The following is a 16,610-nucleotide window of genomic DNA, read 5'->3' as shown; positions in this document are numbered from 1 at the left end:
AATAATATACCTTTTTTTCAAATGGTCAATATTTTCTTATTAATAAATCAAAGGTGAAATAAAAATAGCATATCGATATGAACTTCGTGTGAACTTACTTATAATTACGTATAACCAATATTAAATATATTGAATATAGGTATAATACCTCTTTAATTATAAAGATTTCAACACCACAATACCGTTACCTACAAAGAATTATTAAAAATGAAAAATAAGGAGTTGCATAATAATGAAGCTATCTCCGGTTACCTCAAAAAATATAGTTGCTGTTGGTTATAATCCTTTTTCTATGATTTTGCGAATCCAATTAAAGCATGGTATGTATGATTTCTTTAATGTACCAGAAAGCATTTATACTGGCCTATTACATGCACAATCTAAAAGTTATTATCATAATACTTACATTAAAAATTCTTTCCGCCACACAAAAATTTAAACTTAACACCCACTAAAAAAAGAAAGGAGGTTAATCCTCCTTTCTTTTAAAAACATTTGGCAGATGAATTATCTTCGATTTCTCTTATTAATTTCATCATATGCTTGAATTTGTTTTTTCAAACGCTGATCAGCTTTTTTATCATGCACTACAAGAATTGCGTGTATAACTCCTGGAACCCAAAATATTAATGTTAATATGAAATTTATGATTGCCTGAATTGGTTTTCCACAAAATAATACAGCAACAGGTGGAAGAAAAATTGCTAATAAATACATCATCCCTTGAAAACTCCTTATTTTGTATTTTATATATCACTTTTCAAAATATACGCAAAAAAACCTACTACCATTTTAATCTTAACCTGCCTCTAAAATCAATGTATCTCCTTCTATTTATATAAGTATTTCAGACTTTTCATTGTTTTCTAGCCTATTTTCTTCCTCTATTGCAGTTATTCCAATTGCGGAAATTAACGTTCCTATCGCTTGTATCCAAATACCAATGAGTGCAATGATTCTCTCATCCTTCTTATCAAAAATACTATCTTTATTTTCTTTCTCATCTTTCAATACATTTAAAACACCTTGATACGCTTGTAATCCAGCTCCTAAACTTTGCATGGAGTTACCCAGTATAATAATTTTCTGTAATACATTTATATCCACCAAAGCTGCTTCTACTCCTAAAAAAGCACCAATCGATTGTAAACTGTTCCCTGTAATGATAAGATAATCATTTTCTTTCAATTGTTCATTTATATTAAAATATATTCCTATTACATTTGATATATTTCCTAATGCTAATAACTCAATTCCTATTTGATCAAGTAATTTACTTTGATTCTCTCTTTTTTCTTCCCCATCATCATAATTGCTCGCAATGATTTGTAATATATACCCGAGGGCTTGTAATGAGCTTCCTACAATAACAAGTTCCGATTCAACTTTCTCTTCTCCAATAAATCCTCTTGTCGTTCCAATAGCAGCTGTAAGATTCCCCCCTACTTGAAACCATGCCCCTGTCACTTTTAAACTGCTTGGATTCATTTTTATCACCTATTCAAATATTTTCTAAAGCTTTCAAAACAAACAAATCTCACCCTTAATCTTTTATTTTATTTTTCAGATGTAATTTTGTGAATGATCTAATGTGCTACTAATATAAAAAGCACCTTAAAGGTGCTTTTTATACGCATGCTGGGCATGTCAATGAATCTCCATTTTTATCTATTGTTATATTCAATATATATTCAATTGCGTTATGTGACCAAGTTTCAGGTGTAGGCGATTCATTTATATATTGTGGCGCACATGACTTCAGCATTGGAGTACTAATACTCCCCCCAGGATCTAAAGCAACTACAGCCATGCCATGGGGTAATTCCAGGGCCATAGATTTAGTGATACCTTCAATTGCAAATTTCGAGGCACAATATGGCGCAAGCTCAGCTTCACCTTCTCTCCCCCAACTAGAACTCATATTAATGATAATTCCTTCTTTCCTAGCTACCATTGCGGGAACAAACGCTCTTATTACATTTACTACACCATTCACGTTTACATTCATTACATTTTCGAATTCTTGAGCCGTAATTTTCCAAAGTTGTGCATTTTGATTTACAATCGATGCATTATTTATTATCAGATCGGGAGCCGTATGTCTATTAAATATATAATTTGCCCAGTTATCAACTTGCTGAGAATCTGAAACATCAATTACTTGGAAATCATGTATTTTACTGTACTGTTTTTTTAGTTCTTCAATTTTATCTTTTGAACGTCCACAACCATATATGTTCCACCCTAATTCATGAAATCGATCAACCATCGCACGTCCTAACCCTTGTGTCACACCTGTAATAATTACAGATTTACTAATTTCTTTTCGCTTCATTTCTCTCATCCTCCTTCCCTATATCTTACTCTCTTCATTTTTATTCAGCGATTTACTATAGTATCAACTCAACTCATACTTTAGTAATGGTTTTGATATTGCATACATAAGCAAAAAAAGTAACCATCATGGTTACTTTTTGCTATATATCTAAAAATTCATTGTTTATTTCATTATTGTTTTTACATTTCAACTTCTCTTTTCCACATTTCTCACACTGGTAAATATAAACTACACCTAATATACCTTTTTTAAAATCCTCATTATCCTGCATCTTAATAAAAATATATTTATGTTTACAATGCGATTCACCCAAATAATTTTTAAACCACTTTTTCAACACAACACATTCCACCTTTATGATAGAACCTTTATTTAGCTGCTTTATTACATACTTTTATTTAAATGTTCAATCTCATCTTGCAATTTTTTAAATTGCTCAAAATGCATGGTAATAGATTGGCTACTGCCATAATCAACATTTTGTTTCACTAATATAACACCCGTGTCATGAAAAAGCGCTTCAAGTTCTTTCCTAATAGACACTTTCGCAATATGGGCTGTTTTAATTGCAGATAAAATTGCAATTTCATTAAACTTTAATTTTATTTCATTTGGACAAAATGCGTCTTCAACTAATATAACTTCATTACTATAAATTAATGCAACAAGATTACTTGATTTGGCATCTGTTAAATCAACTTTTTTCATAATATCTTTCATTACATTTTGCCTCCTTTATTTTCATATATATCAATTATACAAATTTTTTAAAAAAATTACTCAACTTTATTATATTAATTTTAACACACTTTTATTGAAATCCACGCTCCAAACGTTTTACTATTCCACAATTTTTATTGTATGAACCATCTGGACTATAACTCCATATAGTAATGTTAACAACTTATTATAAAGCAGGTGAAAATTATGCCATCAGTTGTAGGAAATTTAGTTGTACAAAATAGCAATGGATCATTTAACTTAGGTGATTTCTACAACGTATCTCCGAAAGAAAATACGAAAGCTTATAATGGTTCCGGCGCATCAAACGTTGGTTTTGTTGTTAATACTTTTAACGGTGTTAGCGCGACCAATACATTTGATTCTGACCTTGCAGATCAAAACCAAGTGGGTACAGCCTAATCTTATGTTCAACTTTCTGTATAGAAAATTTTAATTTGTCTATACTATAATCAGGCTGTTTGACAGCTCTTGTTGATTTTGGAGTACCCTATCTTTTTCTCCCTTTCCCTGGGGCTCAGCAGCTAGCACGAAGCTAGCTGCTTTTTCTTGTATTATTTGTCTCATAAATCAGAAATAAAAGAAGCTGCCATTTAATATTCAGCTTCTTTTACGTTATTTCAATAATATCCATAGCGTTAAATACGTAAGTTTTATAAAAGGCGTCTGTACAAATTACAATTTGTTTTACCGGATTGATATGTACAACAGTCATGTAGCTTGTTAGTATGTAACCATCTTCAAAATATGTTACCAATATTTCTTTCTCAGACAATAATGACGTTAATAATTTATCAGAAATTCTCTCTTTTGCTTCATTTGTTAAAAGCGGTTTTTGTACTTTTAATTTCTCTCCAATAATCTTTCTCATATTTAAAAGTTGTTCGGACATTACTGTAAACGGAACCCACTCTCTTTCTTCTTTTTGTATCTTTACATCGTTCATTTTTTATCTCCTTGATCATTTATACATTTATTTAGCCATACTATCCCTTAGTTATTTTTAATACTCACTAAACTCGGATTTACTTCTAAACTATAATTAGGTTACTTCTTAAAAGAACATTCGTTCCTATCATACACGAACTTACGTTCTTTTGAGAAGAGCCATACTTATTATTTCTTAACAAAAAACATAATTTTATTTATCTCCATACTTTTTTCCTTTATCAAATAAACTTCTCATTTCTTATATAACATGCATATAACAACTAAAAGGCGACTTCACCCAAAGTGAAATCGCCTTTTTCTAAAAAATATTTCAAAGCTTATTTTTCTATCCTAACTAATGTTCTTTCTGGAATACATAATTCATCTATATTAAAATGATTTATTTTTAAGTTCAATTCCCCTACTCGTTCCTTATCTTCATCACCAACCCAACAACTAAATAATTCGAAATAGTCTCTATCTTCCAAATAACCTTCCATAAAGTTAAAAGTTTTTCTTTCGCTTCTTTTTTTCCTTTACATTTTGCCACTCGACAAGTTCAATTCCCCAACTAGTTGAAACCTCATATGTGTAATTTGTTTGGAATTGATAATCTTGTACAATTTCAAGCATACTTTCATCTGAAAAACACGGTCCAAAAACAATTAGATTATTAGAATCCGGATCCGTTAACGGAATTTCTACATTACAGCCTATGTAACTTGCTAAACTCATTTTATACTCCTCCAGTATTCGTATAAAAAATACTTCATAGTATATTTATTTACTTAAATATAAAATCCCTGCCTAAACGAAAAAGTTTTAAATTTTTATCGTTTATTAACCATCTATAACTGAAAACATATACTATGATGAACGAACTCACAAAGCATAAGAAAAGAGAGCATTTACAACACTCTCTTTTCTTACATACTCTATGGAACTTTACAAAACTGAATCAATGATTTTTATTATTATATTTTATTACATATACTTAGGTTGTACTATTATATGTAACTCTCTCTCTGTATCCGCTTTTTTCGGATGACGAAAATAATTAAGTTCGTACTTTAACACTTTATACTCAACCATCCCGATTTTAATCCCTTTCGTTTCTTTTAATATAGCTAATAAATCACTTACATTTTCATCATATGACTCAAAAATTTTCGCGCCGCCCTCTCCTTGAAAGATTACTTTCATATATTCTCCACCACCTTAATTTATTGATGTGGTAAATGACGCGTTTAAAACGATTCATTCTTTATCCTAAAATTTTCATATGAAAAAGAACATCCTTTCCAATCGAATGCTCAGCTTTTTACTAATTATCCATGTTAAATATTTATTCAAAGACATTATATGTATTATTTTTTAAATTATGTTCGATATCCATTATTAAAGAGTAAATATATGTAATAAACTTGCATAATGAAAACCGTAGAATATCCACTTTCGTTGAAATAATTATAATCCATAATTTTCCATTGTAATTCTTAATATTTAAATGTAATATTGTATTGTCTTACTATCTATTTATAACTCACACACTAATTAGAAAAGGGAACTCTATATGAGTTCCCTTTTCTAATTATGATTACAGTCATTATTTCTTTTCTAGAAATTTAAATGTATCTTTAAATTCTTTATTATTCACTTTAATATCAGCATCTTTCAATAAATCATTGACTACTTGTTGTTTCCATTTACCTGTCGTATCTTGTAGTCTTTGTTGTTCTATATCTTTACGAATTTTATCCTTTACTTCATCAAATGGCTTCAATTCTTTTTTATCCGTCACTTTAATAATATGGTAACCGTAAGTTGTTTTAACCGGCTCACTTACTTGGCCTGCATCTAATTTATACGCAGCTTCCTCAAATTCTTTCACTGTTTGTCCAGGGGCAAAACCAGATATTTCCCCGCCCTGTTCCTTTGAACCAGTATCTTCTGAATACTGTTTTGCTAAGGCAGCAAAATCTTCACCATTATTTACTTTCTCCTTTATTTCTTTAGCCGTTTTTTCATCTTTCACTAAAATGTGACTTACTTTCATTTCTGGTTTATAGTTATCTTTCACATCTTTATCTGTAACTGTTGCTTTAATTGCTTTCTCAAATGCAATTTCTGGCTTCATTTTTTCTTTTAATTCATCTTCATTTTTCAACCCAAGTTGTTCTAAAGTCGATTTAAAGTTTTCACCCATTTTATCTTTTGCTTCTTCTACTTTCTTTTTTGCTTCCTCATCTGAAACTTTATATTTATCTAGCAATGCCTTACTTAACATCATTTGATATAAAGTACTTTCTCCATATTGTTGTCGTAATTCTTTACTTAATTCTTTCTCTGTAACATTTCCTACTTTTGATGTTACTACGTTGTCTGAGGAACCACATGCAGATAATGCTAGCATCATGCATGAAATAATTGTTCCAATAAATATTTTCTTCTTTTTCAATTCAAATACCTCACTTTTATCATTATGCAAATTAACTATACACAGTCATTGTGAAAACAGTGTGTTTTCTACATGTAATTCATTTCATATGAGTTGACTATGTATCATGTATTTTCATTTTTAAATATAAAGAGCCTTCTTACTATGCATAGTAAGAAGGCTCTTTATATAATTCTCAAAAAAATATAGCTTCTATAGTTGCTTAATAATTACATGTTTTTCAGGTATCCAACTATTCTGTCCGATATCTACCGCATTTCCCACTCTACCCCACACTCGAAAAGATGTCGATCCATCTATGTTTCCTTTATAATTCATACATTCAGGCTCTTCATAATAATTTACTCCGTAACCGACAGGATATTTTGAAGTTGCATAAAACCATTTCACATTAAAATGTTTTAAATATACCCACTGCTTATCGTTCCCTAAACAAATCATATCTTGCTCACCGCCTCCCCAATAACCTGCTAAGATTAAATATGGAATTTTTTGAGTGAGTGTACCTGTAAATTGAGGATTCATGGGGTTTTCATATAAATTTATTCCATATCCATCAGGATATTTCGAAACTGCAATACCAATGCCATTCGGTTGCTGTGTATACACTATGTTAGATTGATTTGCTTTGTTCGAATTTATAAACCAAGAAAGTGACTTATTTCCTACTAATCGATTCAGATCACATTTCCCAATCCCAGGAACATTCCCTGAATCCGTATATTGCCACATATCGCATGGATATGCTGGCTTATTCCCTCCATAACGAGGGATCCATACGAAATCAGCTTCAATATTACGTGCTCCAAATGATAGATACGTGTGATGCCCTACATATAATCCTACTTTTTCCGCACCTAAACGGCGTAATTCATCAATAAATGCCTGTGTCCCGCCTTGCATATCTACCATCGTTTGAACTTCTACGTCCGCTACCCAAAACTTAGCAGATTGATCACCACGATTCCAAAAATCTTGTGCCTCTTTCTTTGCATCAGCAATAGATATAAAACGACAAAAAGCATAATTACCGAATGGGATACTATGCTTTTTCATTTCACTAACATAATTTTGATACATAAAATCCACCGTATTAGAGCCATCTTGAACTCTAGCAATCACTAAATCTAGCTGAGATGCTGCAATATCCCAATTGATAGTTCCATTCCATTTTGAAATATCTACAATATACCCCATACATTCCAGCTCCTTTTGAATGTCCTATTCATAGCTAGTTTTATTGTAAGCCTCCTCTCTCTAAAACTAGCTATCTATAATATAAGTAAAAAGAATCTTTACTGTTTTTCAAAATATATTCTCTTTCAGAAATATTTCTATTAGCTTTAACATGTATGTCACAAAAAATATTCTCATATTCGAAATATACCTTACTATTTGTTATGTAGTCTCATCCTATCAATTTAGGTATTGAACATTTTTATAGATATTAGAAAAAATCCTCTTATATTATTAACTTAAAACTTCCAGTATCAATTCCCTTTCAGTTAATAAAAATCACTACTCATTTTCTATATATTATTAAGTCAAATGTTGAATTTTTTAATTCATTAAAATTTGTGATCCAAGGTGGCGAAAGCTGAACTTGTACATTTTCTTCCAATATTTTATACTACCTCCTTATACCATTCTTACTAACATAATATGTAACAAACTAAAAAATGCATTAGTTATATTAATTAAACATTTTATTTCACATTCTCAATTTCCCCTTTACATCTTTAAGCACTTTTACTACTATGAAATTCTTTATTATAAGCAAATCCACTGAAATTTCATATTATACTAATACGACTCTATATCCTTTAAATTATAATACTCAATATTAGGAGCTGATTTCATGGAAAAAAAACCTATCGTGTTTAAAATTCCACCAAATTCAAAACTAAAAGTTACATTTTTCGGTCCTTGTAACGAAGTAATTACAAATGTGTCTATAATTAATCAACTATGCACCCCTAAATGTCAAACTATCACGCAATATCCAGACTTTAAGAAATATGTAACTGAAGTACGATCGTTATCCCGTTGTTAGTCCGCATAATGCACGATTTTCACAACTTTGTTACCTAAAAATAACTGAGAAAGAAAATAACTGCATTCCTAGACTAAAATTACTCATTTTATGATATTCCATTGATAATTCATTGATTTTTTACACGTTTTTATTAAAAGAACATATATTATCGTATGGAGATTATCCACTCATAAAACCTATCTTTCTTTGGAGCGTACTTATTATGTATGCTCTTTTTTTATGTAACCGTCCCCCTTCTAAATTGGCCAACAATATATTAAAATTCTTTATATACTCAAGGAGGTCAAATATGTTCAAGCTGCATCCGATACTACTCATCTTAGGATTGATTTTGTTTTTATATAGTGTAATCGCCTTTACGCTATTCTTTTCAGTGTATTAGCATTCCCTACACAAATCTATGTTCAATATATAATTTCTATATAGTAAAGAAAAAACGTAATGATACGATCTTTTATGTATTCCGTCTTTCTTGTTCTATAAGAAAACTAGTAAACTTACTAACAATGAGTTTTCACAAGCATGTTACTTATTATTCTGTTTATTATCTGAAGAAGGTTGAAGCCCCTACAAATTAAACTACGCTTTACCTATTTACTTATATATTTTAGAAAAACAATAATAATCCCCCACCATTTGGTAAGGGGATTAACTAAACCTACTAAAAAGCATTTAATGATCTGTTTTATTTAATTGGAGAAGGAAATCTTGCTGCTTCAAAATGTGCCCCATCTTCTAAAGGACTTAAAACCCCATCTATACTACTTTGTGCATAAATCTCAACTTCATCCCCTGCATTCAATTGAACAATCGTCGAAACACTTACGACATTTCCAAAACTTATTGGACCAAAAAAGTCATTATCTATAGCTATCGCTGCGTTTCCATTCACACGAATTTCTACACGCGCTCTATAATTTAAAGTTGGATCGTTTGGAAAGAAACCAATCGTTCCAATAATAGAATATACACCTTTAGTCTTCGGCGTAAAAATAGATGTTGCTGGATTATACTCATTCGCTAAATCAAATTGTTCATTTTGAAATAACACTTTCACAAAAGTATTAGCAGGAACATTTTGATTCACAGTATTTCTAGCTCTAAATGCCGATGCTCTAACAAGATTGTCCTTATTATCATGACACTTACTAGTGTTCTTACAACAATCATGATGCTTCTTTTTATACTCCTTACAATACTTACAGTAGTAATAACAAGACATACTAATTCCCCTTTCAAACTTATTACTACATATTATGTAAGATTGATTTATAAGGTTTGGACTAGCTATTTTTCTTATTCATAAGGGCGCTATTAATCTACACCCTTATTTATATAAACCACTTCATTCCTTACTAGTTATAAGTTGTATATAGTTCCATATGGAATAGTAAGAAAAGAACTTCCGTACGGTGTAACATGATGTACTGGATAAAAATACTCTACGGATGAGTAATATGGTTGTACTCCTTGCTGCTGCATTTGCATTTGTTGTTGCATTTGCAATGCTTGTTGAATAGCTTGGACTGTACTTTGTGCTCCACTATACGTTATAGACGTACCATACGCTGGTCGTATGCCAGCTTCAGAATTAAAATATGAATAAAACATGATCTTCAACTCACTTCCGTATAATTTATTACAAATTATATTATGATTCTTTATTTCAGTAGGTACTATAAGCTAGTCCGCTCGCTTATATTCAAATGACAAAATAAAACAGTAGCTGCTAGACTACTTTGAATTCTTCTTATTACCAAATGAAATGATATACATATTCTCCGGTTACACGCTCATCGATTCCAGCAACCCTAACGAACCTAAGTAAATCCGCCCCTTGAAGAAAATATATCGACATCGTAACCGGTACTTGTGACCACATGAATTGAAAAAGCTCATTCACCCTCTGATTCGTCGTAATGATTAAATCATTTACAGGTCCATGATTCCATGCAGAGGTTTGAACTGAAGTGAAAGAAAGGTCTTTCCCATTAACCACTATTCTTGCCACGCTTTGAGTTATGTCCACAATACTCCCCTCCAACATTACAAAAATTGGACCTTTTTTAGTTCATATTATTATAAATATTCTTGACTGTAATAAATGTTTAAGGCAAATCCCTAATAAAGTGAAACTTTAATCAGTGGGGGTCTTACTGCCCGTTAATGCGGGATACAATTTTTTTATTCATATCCCTCAATTCCCATTACAACCATATAATTTCTAACCTAATTCAATTTTTGTAAAAGTTAAACCAGCAAATGTAAATTCCATAAAAGTATTAGAAAAATTAAACTTTACTTTTGAAGGTACTCTGAGAAAAAGCGAAAAATCAGCTGGAAAGCTTATCGATTTAAATATTTATTCGAAATTAATAAGCAATTAATTTTAGTCACTCTGCCCATACTCAATCAAAGTTTGGGCTTCTTTAATTTCTGTATAAAATTCAAAAGTTTGACACAATCCTGGAAAAAGCTTATAAAGAAAAGTGAGGTTCCGTTATTTTCACACTTAGTAGCGCAGTCATGTTACATACAATTTTATAAGTGTGAACGAACTACAAAACTAAAAAACAAATAATAAGTTTGCAACATGTTTGCAAATACGAATTTTGCATATAAATTCGTGTGATATTGAAAGGAGTTTTACTTATGAAAGAAATTAAAACAGAACAAGAATTCAAAGACATCATCGCAAGCGAGGAGCCAGTAGTTGTTAAGTTCTTTACTACATGGTGCCCAGATTGCGTACGTATGGACAACTTTATCGGAGATGTAATGGAAGAGTTCAATAAATTTGAATGGTATTCTATTAATAAAGATGAGTTTCCAAGTATCGCTGAAGAGTATCAAGTAATGGGTATTCCAAGTTTACTTGTATACCAAAACGGTGAGAAGCTAGGCCACTTACATAGTGCTAATGCAAAAACTGAAGAGCAAGTTACTGAGTTTTTAGAAGCATACTAAGTTGAAAGCCCTCTGGAAAATATTTTTCAGAGGGCTTTCATCTGTTTTCATAATTATCTTTTGACGTTTTTCATCGTTTAATGAATTACACCTTGTCATGATAAGAATAATACGTAGTAAGAAAAGTACTCGTTTCCTCATCCATCTACCCTCCTATCTCTTTAGTAAATAAACTCTAATTAGGTTCACACCCTAACTTTGTACTTTTCAACATATTTTTCCTTCACGAAACTTTGTTATCCCCTTCTTAAAAAGCTATAAAACGTCAACAATGTTTGTATAGACCCACACGACTTTCGTTTGATACTCTATTTATAGAAAGAAATTCCTTTAAAGAAAGGTGAGTGATTAAAATGGATACTCTTTCTCATAAAGAAGCTGATAAAGGTGCTATTGTCAGCATTATGGCCTACATATTTTTATCCTCTATGAAAATCATCATCAGTTATATTACCCTCTCTAGCGCATTACGTGCTGACGGTTTAAATAACTTAACGGATATCGGTGCTTCTTTAGCGATATTAATTGGTCTAAAAATATCTCGTAAACCTCGTGACCCAGATCATCCGTATGGGCATTCGCGGGCCGAACAAATCGCATCACTTGTTGCGTCCTTCATTATGGCAACAGTCGGATTAGAAGTTGTTATTAGTGCCATTCAATCTTTCTTAAATCCGAAACAAGCAGCGCCTAATATACTCGCTGCATGGGTTGCTTTATTTTCTGCTGTCGTTATGTACTGCGTGTATTTGTATACGAAAAAAATTGCAGCACGAACAAAAAGTAAATCATTAGAAGCCGCTGCAAAGGATAATTTATCAGATGCACTCGTAAGTATTGGTACCGTAGTAGGTATTGTCGGTTCTCAGTTCCAAATGCCTATTTTAGACCCTATTGCCGCTTTAATTGTCGGTCTTATTATTTGTAAAACTGCATGGGAGATTTTCGTAGAATCTTCTCATATGCTTACAGATGGAATTGATCCTGATAAAATGGAAGAATACGCTGATGCTATTGAGCATATTGGCGGTGTGGAAAACATTGTAGATATTAGAGCACGTATGTATGGGAATCAAACGTACGTTGATATTACAATTGAAGTAGATGCTCGCATGGATGTTGGAGAAAGTCACTGTATTACCGACAACATCGAAGCTATGCTTCGCAAAAAGTTTGGAATTTACCATGCACACATTCATGTTGAGCCAATGAAAAAAGAACCTATTATGACATAGGTTCTTTTTTTATGAACGTTTTATGGAATATAACACATAAAACGAGCCAGCTACCACCAGCTGCCCATCCTGCTAATATGTCAGATGGATAGTGCACGCCAAGATATATTCGGCTAACTGAAATAGATAATACAACAAAGCTTGCTATAAGAATAATTAACAATTTTTTATGCAACGAAATACGCTCTTCAGTAATTGTGACGTATGCAATAAATCCTAAAAAAGCAGTAGCATTCATCGTATGACCGCTCGGAAAACTATATCCAGTTGCAGTAACAAGCTGCGTGACATCAGGTCTTGCTCGTTCGTACCATAGTTTAAGCATACTGTTTAAATAACGAGATCCGTAGTAATTAATTGTTAGAAGTAACGCACTAAGCAACTTTTTTCTAACGAGAAAATACATTACAAGAATAATGAGTAATGGAAAATATATTCTTTTGGAACCGATAAAAGACACCCAAGTAAAATAGGTCGTCAAATAATCGTTTCGAAAGCTTTGAATAAAATGTGCGACTATATTGTCAAAGTTCTCAATACAAGCGGTATGATACGAAAGTGATAATACGACAAAACAAATGAGTAACGTAAAACTTAGCAAGTATAAATGTCGATATCGTTTCACATACATAACCTCACTATGCAAAAAAATGGAGCGGTTGTTTTAGTTTTCCTCTCCATTTCTTTTTTATGCATAGTTTATTAAAAAATATAATTATTAATTTTTTGCTTCATCTCAGGGATATCTTCTCTTGTTACAGTGAAGCGAATAACCTTCTCATCAAGATCAAGTGCCTCAGCGAATAAACCAGCTAATCCACGTGATTTTCTATCTACTTCCATAATTATTTCTAATCGGTCGTATGCACGTGGCAAAATTAATAATTCTAATTCATCTAATCTGCCGTAGTACTCTCCAGAAACCGGAATAAACTCAAATTCTTGTGCGAATGGAACTTGTTTACGTAATCGGTGCGGTAATTCTTCACATTCTATATGACGTGCTTTAAACCCTAATTCATTTACACTATCTAAAACACTACTTAATAATGCATTAGGTAACACTTGAACGTAGTCGCGGTCACTTGGGTCTATACTACGTTTAATATCAAGACCTGTATGAATCCATACCGTTTTCATACCAAGTGTAAGTGGTGCTTCAATTGGCATTGGAAAAGAAAATGGAATGTCAACTGTTTCATTTGGTTCTACAGAAAAAGGTTCGGTTAAGCGTACTCGCTCTAAATCATATGTTGCTGTTACTTTTTTATCATCCACTTCTCGTACATACGACGTCGATAATGTTAAGTAAATGCTTTCAATTTGTTGGCTAACTGAACCTCCAGTTATATGAACCTTTCCAACTATTTCTTCCCCAACAATATACTCATCTTTTTCAAGAACAGTATCTACCTTTGCACTTCCAATACCAACGCTTGCTAAAAACTTTTGAAACATGGAGTCTCCATCCTTTCTAAAGCAGAAGCTACATCTTGTTTTAAATCTTGTACATTCTCATAGTACGGCGTTTTTATTTGTAACATTCGCATAAGCATTTCGCGATTATAATTTTCCAAAGTTAATTCTTCGTACCATGGTTTTTCCTGTTTTTCATTAGATTCATATCCTGCATATAATAAAAATAATGAGAAATGACCGAGCGCATAAAAGTCGCTACGAAATTGAACTTCTCGCATCAAAGCTTGTTCACCTTCGTAAGTTGTAGCTCGCTCATCATCCTCACCTTTCCATTTAGCTAATCCAAAATCAATAATACTAATTTGATTTTCTTTCATTAATATGTTTGGAATGCGTAAATCTCGGTGAATAATGCCTTCACTATGAAACACCGATACAATTTCTAATGTTTCATATAAAATCTCAAAAACTTCACGTTCTGTATATACATACCCATCTATGAAAATATAATCTTCAAAATTTTTACCAGACATGTACTCCATCACAAAGAAGCTCTTTTTCTCCCATATGAAATGATCATATAGACTAGGAATTGCATGATGATTTAATGTTTGTAAAATCATTTTCTCTTGTTCAAATGATTTTCTACCAGACTCATATCTTTGTTTACTTTGTCTTAATTGTTTTAAGACTTTATATCTATTTATTTGCAAATCATTAACGACATATGTAACCCCATAACTGCCCATTCCAATTACTGATTCAATTTTATAATGCTCTGCAACAATTGTATTTTTTCGCAGTGGTCTATCAAATAATGCTAGTACACGACGCCATTTCATCAGCTACTTGAAAAGAAGCTACGGCTTTTACGTTTTCTTTTATAATGTTGATGTCCATAACCAGATGAACGTCGTTTATAATCGCTACTTGAATACGAGCGCCCTCTACGACGATAATCACTACTTGAATACGAACGATATTTTTTCTTTCCTAATAAAGAATCAATAATTTTTTTGAACATTCCTTCACCTCTTGAGTAAAATTTCCTTTTCATTATATCAATAATTATTGACTATACTTGTGACAGGTTTGTAAAGAGTAAAAAACGACGAGTTATGCCCGTCGTTACTTTCATTCATCCTCTTCATCAAAAACTTCATCAATCATGCATTTCTCTAATAAATACTCAAATGTAATATCTGCGAGATCTTCAATTTCTTCTCGTTTTGGGACGTACCCTCTTTCAATTAGTTGCTCATAAAAAAACTCCGCAATCTCTTCCGTATCAATCACGACTTCAATTTCCTTCATGAGCATCACTCCTTTATTTCTGTTTTATGAAAAAATCTCAAAATTATGTATATGAGATTAGAAAAATAGATTTTATTTTTTTATAGGTCATAAGCTTTGGACGAGATGCATACGATTGTAGTACAAGCTATTCAAAGGGGGAAATAATAATGGAAAATCAATATGAAGTAGGACAAACAAAAGAAGAGTTCATGCATGAAGATCAATGGGCAGACTCTCTTATAAAGTGGCTTTTTATTTTTTTAATAGTTGTAGGCATACCTTATACTGCATATGTTGTTGTTCAATTTATTCTCTCTTTCTAGTTAACTATTTTTTCTCTGTCAATTTAACTAAATAATTATGAACAACATCCATTACAATTTTATATTCTTCATCTTTAAATGTATCGAACAATAATTGATAATCGTTATAAATGTCAAGTAATCCATCAATGATTTCTTGACGATTCGTCTTAACACTCACTTTTTTCGAGTTGTTAATTGACTTTAACTTTCCTAAATCTAATTTATTCATACCTGCTTTATCTTGTTTCATTTTCTTCAAAATTGCATTTGCCGTTTGAGCATTGGCGAGTAACGTTAAATCTGATTCATCCGCTTCTAACCATTCACCATCCGTAATCCGTGACAATTCATAAATTGTATCTTCCCATGCGTCATTCTTATATCTCCATACTTCTGTACGAAAACCAACAATACGGAAAACATCTTTATCATATCCAGTTACTTGCACAAGATCACCAAACGTGAAATTATAATTTAATTCAATCCACTCCGTATCGCCCTTTTTCATATCTTGCTCTGTAACGTGCTGCAAAGTTTGCTCTACGTAAAATCCATCGTGATTATTGACTTCGTATACATAAACTCCATCTAAAACCTTCATATTTGTGATTTTCCCAACGGTTCCATATAGCGTAATCACGACTATGTCCCCTACGTTGTATTTAGGTTGTTTTTTTCTTGCCATCTCTATCTCTCCTTTTTTTGACGTCGTGATTTTGATATCAGTATATGCAACCTACATAAAAACGCTTATCACAGAAGCTTATATTCATAAATTTTTTCAATAAAAAATATAATCTTATAAAATTTACATTACACTCAAACAAAAGCTAGTAACTAGACTAGCTTCAAATCAACAAATTTC

The 16,610-nt window shown here is 31.8% G+C and carries 25 protein-coding genes and 1 pseudogene; 7 read left to right on the top strand and 19 right to left on the bottom strand.

Annotated features, from left to right (window positions below):
• Positions 1–232 precede the first annotated feature (232 nt).
• The gene (locus DN407_RS10970) at positions 233–439 is read left to right on the top strand and encodes a KTSC domain-containing protein (RefSeq protein WP_000777843.1); all 207 of its coding nucleotides are present in this window, start codon (positions 233–235) and stop codon (positions 437–439) included.
• 68 nt (positions 440–507) lie between these two features.
• On the opposite strand, the gene DN407_RS10965 is transcribed toward DN407_RS10970, so the two are convergent.
• The 5 genes from DN407_RS10965 to DN407_RS10945 form a co-directional block, all read right to left on the bottom strand.
• Positions 508–720, bottom strand: coding sequence for a YqaE/Pmp3 family membrane protein (locus tag DN407_RS10965; RefSeq protein ID WP_000990218.1), 213 nt, complete (start codon positions 718–720; stop codon positions 508–510).
• Between the two features lie 114 nt (positions 721–834).
• On the bottom strand, positions 835–1,488 hold the full coding sequence (locus tag DN407_RS10960; RefSeq protein ID WP_001070041.1) for a DUF6944 family repetitive protein: 654 nt from the start codon (positions 1,486–1,488) through the stop codon (positions 835–837).
• Between the two features lie 139 nt (positions 1,489–1,627).
• On the bottom strand, positions 1,628–2,335 hold the full coding sequence (locus DN407_RS10955; protein ID WP_149216240.1) for an SDR family oxidoreductase: 708 nt from the start codon (positions 2,333–2,335) through the stop codon (positions 1,628–1,630).
• 142 nt (positions 2,336–2,477) lie between these two features.
• Complete coding sequence (locus tag DN407_RS10950) at positions 2,478–2,678, bottom strand: hypothetical protein (protein WP_000915140.1); 201 nt, start codon at positions 2,676–2,678, stop codon at positions 2,478–2,480.
• Between the two features lie 44 nt (positions 2,679–2,722).
• On the bottom strand, positions 2,723–3,058 hold the full coding sequence (locus DN407_RS10945; RefSeq protein WP_000651907.1) for a hypothetical protein: 336 nt from the start codon (positions 3,056–3,058) through the stop codon (positions 2,723–2,725).
• A 207-nt stretch (positions 3,059–3,265) separates the two neighbouring features.
• On the opposite strand from DN407_RS10945, the gene gerPF reads away from it, so the two are divergent.
• On the top strand, positions 3,266–3,481 hold the full coding sequence (gerPF, locus tag DN407_RS10940) for a spore germination protein GerPF (RefSeq protein ID WP_001141565.1): 216 nt from the start codon (positions 3,266–3,268) through the stop codon (positions 3,479–3,481).
• A 208-nt stretch (positions 3,482–3,689) separates the two neighbouring features.
• On the opposite strand, the gene DN407_RS10935 is transcribed toward gerPF, so the two are convergent.
• The 5 genes from DN407_RS10935 to DN407_RS10915 all read right to left on the bottom strand — a co-directional run bounded on the left by DN407_RS10935 (position 3,690) and on the right by DN407_RS10915 (position 7,664).
• Complete coding sequence (locus DN407_RS10935) at positions 3,690–4,025, bottom strand: YolD-like family protein (RefSeq protein WP_001999741.1); 336 nt, start codon at positions 4,023–4,025, stop codon at positions 3,690–3,692.
• A 488-nt stretch (positions 4,026–4,513) separates the two neighbouring features.
• The gene (locus DN407_RS10930; protein ID WP_000050517.1) at positions 4,514–4,744 is read right to left on the bottom strand and encodes a KH domain-containing protein; all 231 of its coding nucleotides are present in this window, start codon (positions 4,742–4,744) and stop codon (positions 4,514–4,516) included.
• Between the two features lie 249 nt (positions 4,745–4,993).
• A complete protein-coding gene (locus DN407_RS10925; protein ID WP_000864279.1) occupies positions 4,994–5,212 on the bottom strand; it encodes a hypothetical protein in 219 nt (72 codons plus the stop codon).
• 403 nt (positions 5,213–5,615) lie between these two features.
• Positions 5,616–6,467, bottom strand: a complete 852-nt coding sequence (locus DN407_RS10920) for a peptidylprolyl isomerase PrsA (RefSeq protein WP_000727342.1) — start codon at positions 6,465–6,467, stop codon at positions 5,616–5,618.
• A 192-nt stretch (positions 6,468–6,659) separates the two neighbouring features.
• Complete coding sequence (locus tag DN407_RS10915) at positions 6,660–7,664, bottom strand: glycoside hydrolase family 25 protein (protein ID WP_000540659.1); 1,005 nt, start codon at positions 7,662–7,664, stop codon at positions 6,660–6,662.
• Positions 7,665–8,325: 661 nt separating this feature from the next.
• Between DN407_RS10915 and DN407_RS10910 the strand changes: the two genes are divergently transcribed.
• Positions 8,326–8,520 carry a hypothetical protein gene (locus tag DN407_RS10910; protein ID WP_000412557.1) on the top strand — a complete coding sequence of 65 codons (195 nt, stop codon included), beginning with the start codon at positions 8,326–8,328 and terminating at the stop codon, positions 8,518–8,520.
• Positions 8,521–9,208: 688 nt separating this feature from the next.
• On the opposite strand, the gene DN407_RS10905 is transcribed toward DN407_RS10910, so the two are convergent.
• The 3 genes from DN407_RS10905 to DN407_RS10895 form a co-directional block, all read right to left on the bottom strand.
• Positions 9,209–9,745, bottom strand: a complete 537-nt coding sequence (locus DN407_RS10905; RefSeq protein WP_002100961.1) for a C1q-like domain-containing protein — start codon at positions 9,743–9,745, stop codon at positions 9,209–9,211.
• A gap of 137 nt (positions 9,746–9,882) precedes the next feature.
• On the bottom strand, positions 9,883–10,134 hold the full coding sequence (locus tag DN407_RS10900) for a DUF3947 family protein (RefSeq protein ID WP_000500091.1): 252 nt from the start codon (positions 10,132–10,134) through the stop codon (positions 9,883–9,885).
• Positions 10,135–10,276: 142 nt separating this feature from the next.
• Entirely contained in the window at positions 10,277–10,552 is a 276-nt protein-coding gene (locus DN407_RS10895; protein WP_000355689.1) for a hypothetical protein, read from the bottom strand.
• Positions 10,553–10,754: 202 nt separating this feature from the next.
• Between DN407_RS10895 and DN407_RS10890 the strand changes: the two are divergent.
• The 3 genes and pseudogenes from DN407_RS10890 to DN407_RS10880 all read left to right on the top strand — a co-directional run.
• Positions 10,755–10,910, top strand: a pseudogene (locus DN407_RS10890) (GNAT family N-acetyltransferase); the annotation flags it as partial.
• Between the two features lie 265 nt (positions 10,911–11,175).
• Positions 11,176–11,490 (top strand): thioredoxin family protein, encoded by a 315-nt coding sequence (locus DN407_RS10885; RefSeq protein WP_000658787.1) that lies wholly within the window; start codon positions 11,176–11,178, stop codon positions 11,488–11,490.
• A gap of 353 nt (positions 11,491–11,843) precedes the next feature.
• On the top strand, positions 11,844–12,725 hold the full coding sequence (locus DN407_RS10880) for a cation diffusion facilitator family transporter (RefSeq protein ID WP_000380380.1): 882 nt from the start codon (positions 11,844–11,846) through the stop codon (positions 12,723–12,725).
• On the opposite strand, the gene DN407_RS10875 is transcribed toward DN407_RS10880, so the two are convergent.
• The 5 genes from DN407_RS10875 to DN407_RS10855 all read right to left on the bottom strand — a co-directional run bounded on the left by DN407_RS10875 (position 12,715) and on the right by DN407_RS10855 (position 15,458).
• Positions 12,715–13,350, bottom strand: coding sequence for a phosphatase PAP2 family protein (locus DN407_RS10875; RefSeq protein WP_000833370.1), 636 nt, complete (start codon positions 13,348–13,350; stop codon positions 12,715–12,717). The genes DN407_RS10880 and DN407_RS10875 overlap by 11 nt on opposite strands.
• Positions 13,351–13,427: 77 nt before the next feature.
• Entirely contained in the window at positions 13,428–14,183 is a 756-nt protein-coding gene (locus DN407_RS10870) for a sporulation protein (RefSeq protein ID WP_000486631.1), read from the bottom strand.
• Entirely contained in the window at positions 14,165–14,986 is an 822-nt protein-coding gene (locus tag DN407_RS10865; protein WP_149216239.1) for a serine/threonine protein kinase, read from the bottom strand. The genes DN407_RS10870 and DN407_RS10865 overlap by 19 nt, the downstream gene beginning before the upstream one ends.
• Positions 14,986–15,168, bottom strand: coding sequence for a hypothetical protein (locus DN407_RS10860; protein ID WP_000473371.1), 183 nt, complete (start codon positions 15,166–15,168; stop codon positions 14,986–14,988). Before DN407_RS10860 ends, DN407_RS10865 begins: the two co-directional genes overlap by 1 nt.
• Positions 15,169–15,278: 110 nt before the next feature.
• Positions 15,279–15,458 carry a YozD family protein gene (locus tag DN407_RS10855; RefSeq protein WP_000658451.1) on the bottom strand — a complete coding sequence of 60 codons (180 nt, stop codon included), beginning with the start codon at positions 15,456–15,458 and terminating at the stop codon, positions 15,279–15,281.
• 149 nt (positions 15,459–15,607) lie between these two features.
• Here DN407_RS10855 and DN407_RS10850 point away from each other — a divergent pair, with 149 nt between their 5' ends.
• Positions 15,608–15,763 carry a DUF3930 family protein gene (locus DN407_RS10850; RefSeq protein ID WP_000431486.1) on the top strand — a complete coding sequence of 52 codons (156 nt, stop codon included), beginning with the start codon at positions 15,608–15,610 and terminating at the stop codon, positions 15,761–15,763.
• A gap of 4 nt (positions 15,764–15,767) precedes the next feature.
• Here DN407_RS10850 and DN407_RS10845 read toward each other — a convergent pair whose 3' ends face one another.
• Positions 15,768–16,430 (bottom strand): hypothetical protein, encoded by a 663-nt coding sequence (locus DN407_RS10845; protein WP_000101499.1) that lies wholly within the window; start codon positions 16,428–16,430, stop codon positions 15,768–15,770.
• Positions 16,431–16,610: the final 180 nt, after the last annotated feature.

The organism is Bacillus sp. JAS24-2, assembly GCF_008274905.1.
In the GTDB taxonomy this organism is placed as follows: Bacteria; Bacillota; Bacilli; order Bacillales; family Bacillaceae_G; genus Bacillus_A; species Bacillus_A cereus.
Note: the sequence above shows the minus strand (reverse complement) of the source record. Positions and strands in the feature narration are given on the sequence as shown.

Bases quoted from the DNA above. Each gene is read 5' to 3' on its own strand.
- DN407_RS10970 (WP_000777843.1), top strand. From the start codon at position 233: ATGAAGCTATCTCCGGTTACCTCAAAAAATATAGTTGCTGTTGGTTAT.
- DN407_RS10965 (WP_000990218.1), bottom strand. From the start codon at position 720: ATGATGTATTTATTAGCAATTTTTCTTCCACCTGTTGCTGTATTATTT.
- DN407_RS10960 (WP_001070041.1), bottom strand. From the start codon at position 1,488: ATGAATCCAAGCAGTTTAAAAGTGACAGGGGCATGGTTTCAAGTAGGG.
- DN407_RS10955 (WP_149216240.1), bottom strand. From the start codon at position 2,335: ATGAAGCGAAAAGAAATTAGTAAATCTGTAATTATTACAGGTGTGACA.
- DN407_RS10945 (WP_000651907.1), bottom strand. From the start codon at position 3,058: ATGAAAGATATTATGAAAAAAGTTGATTTAACAGATGCCAAATCAAGT.
- gerPF (WP_001141565.1), top strand. From the start codon at position 3,266: ATGCCATCAGTTGTAGGAAATTTAGTTGTACAAAATAGCAATGGATCA.
- DN407_RS10935 (WP_001999741.1), bottom strand. From the start codon at position 4,025: ATGAACGATGTAAAGATACAAAAAGAAGAAAGAGAGTGGGTTCCGTTT.
- DN407_RS10930 (WP_000050517.1), bottom strand. From the start codon at position 4,744: ATGAGTTTAGCAAGTTACATAGGCTGTAATGTAGAAATTCCGTTAACG.
- DN407_RS10925 (WP_000864279.1), bottom strand. From the start codon at position 5,212: ATGAAAGTAATCTTTCAAGGAGAGGGCGGCGCGAAAATTTTTGAGTCA.
- DN407_RS10915 (WP_000540659.1), bottom strand. From the start codon at position 7,664: ATGGGGTATATTGTAGATATTTCAAAATGGAATGGAACTATCAATTGG.
- DN407_RS10910 (WP_000412557.1), top strand. From the start codon at position 8,326: ATGGAAAAAAAACCTATCGTGTTTAAAATTCCACCAAATTCAAAACTA.
- DN407_RS10905 (WP_002100961.1), bottom strand. From the start codon at position 9,745: ATGTCTTGTTATTACTACTGTAAGTATTGTAAGGAGTATAAAAAGAAG.
- DN407_RS10900 (WP_000500091.1), bottom strand. From the start codon at position 10,134: ATGTTTTATTCATATTTTAATTCTGAAGCTGGCATACGACCAGCGTAT.
- DN407_RS10885 (WP_000658787.1), top strand. From the start codon at position 11,176: ATGAAAGAAATTAAAACAGAACAAGAATTCAAAGACATCATCGCAAGC.
- DN407_RS10880 (WP_000380380.1), top strand. From the start codon at position 11,844: ATGGATACTCTTTCTCATAAAGAAGCTGATAAAGGTGCTATTGTCAGC.
- DN407_RS10870 (WP_000486631.1), bottom strand. From the start codon at position 14,183: ATGTTTCAAAAGTTTTTAGCAAGCGTTGGTATTGGAAGTGCAAAGGTA.
- DN407_RS10865 (WP_149216239.1), bottom strand. From the start codon at position 14,986: ATGAAATGGCGTCGTGTACTAGCATTATTTGATAGACCACTGCGAAAA.
- DN407_RS10860 (WP_000473371.1), bottom strand. From the start codon at position 15,168: ATGTTCAAAAAAATTATTGATTCTTTATTAGGAAAGAAAAAATATCGT.
- DN407_RS10855 (WP_000658451.1), bottom strand. From the start codon at position 15,458: ATGAAGGAAATTGAAGTCGTGATTGATACGGAAGAGATTGCGGAGTTT.
- DN407_RS10850 (WP_000431486.1), top strand. From the start codon at position 15,608: ATGGAAAATCAATATGAAGTAGGACAAACAAAAGAAGAGTTCATGCAT.
- DN407_RS10845 (WP_000101499.1), bottom strand. From the start codon at position 16,430: ATGGCAAGAAAAAAACAACCTAAATACAACGTAGGGGACATAGTCGTG.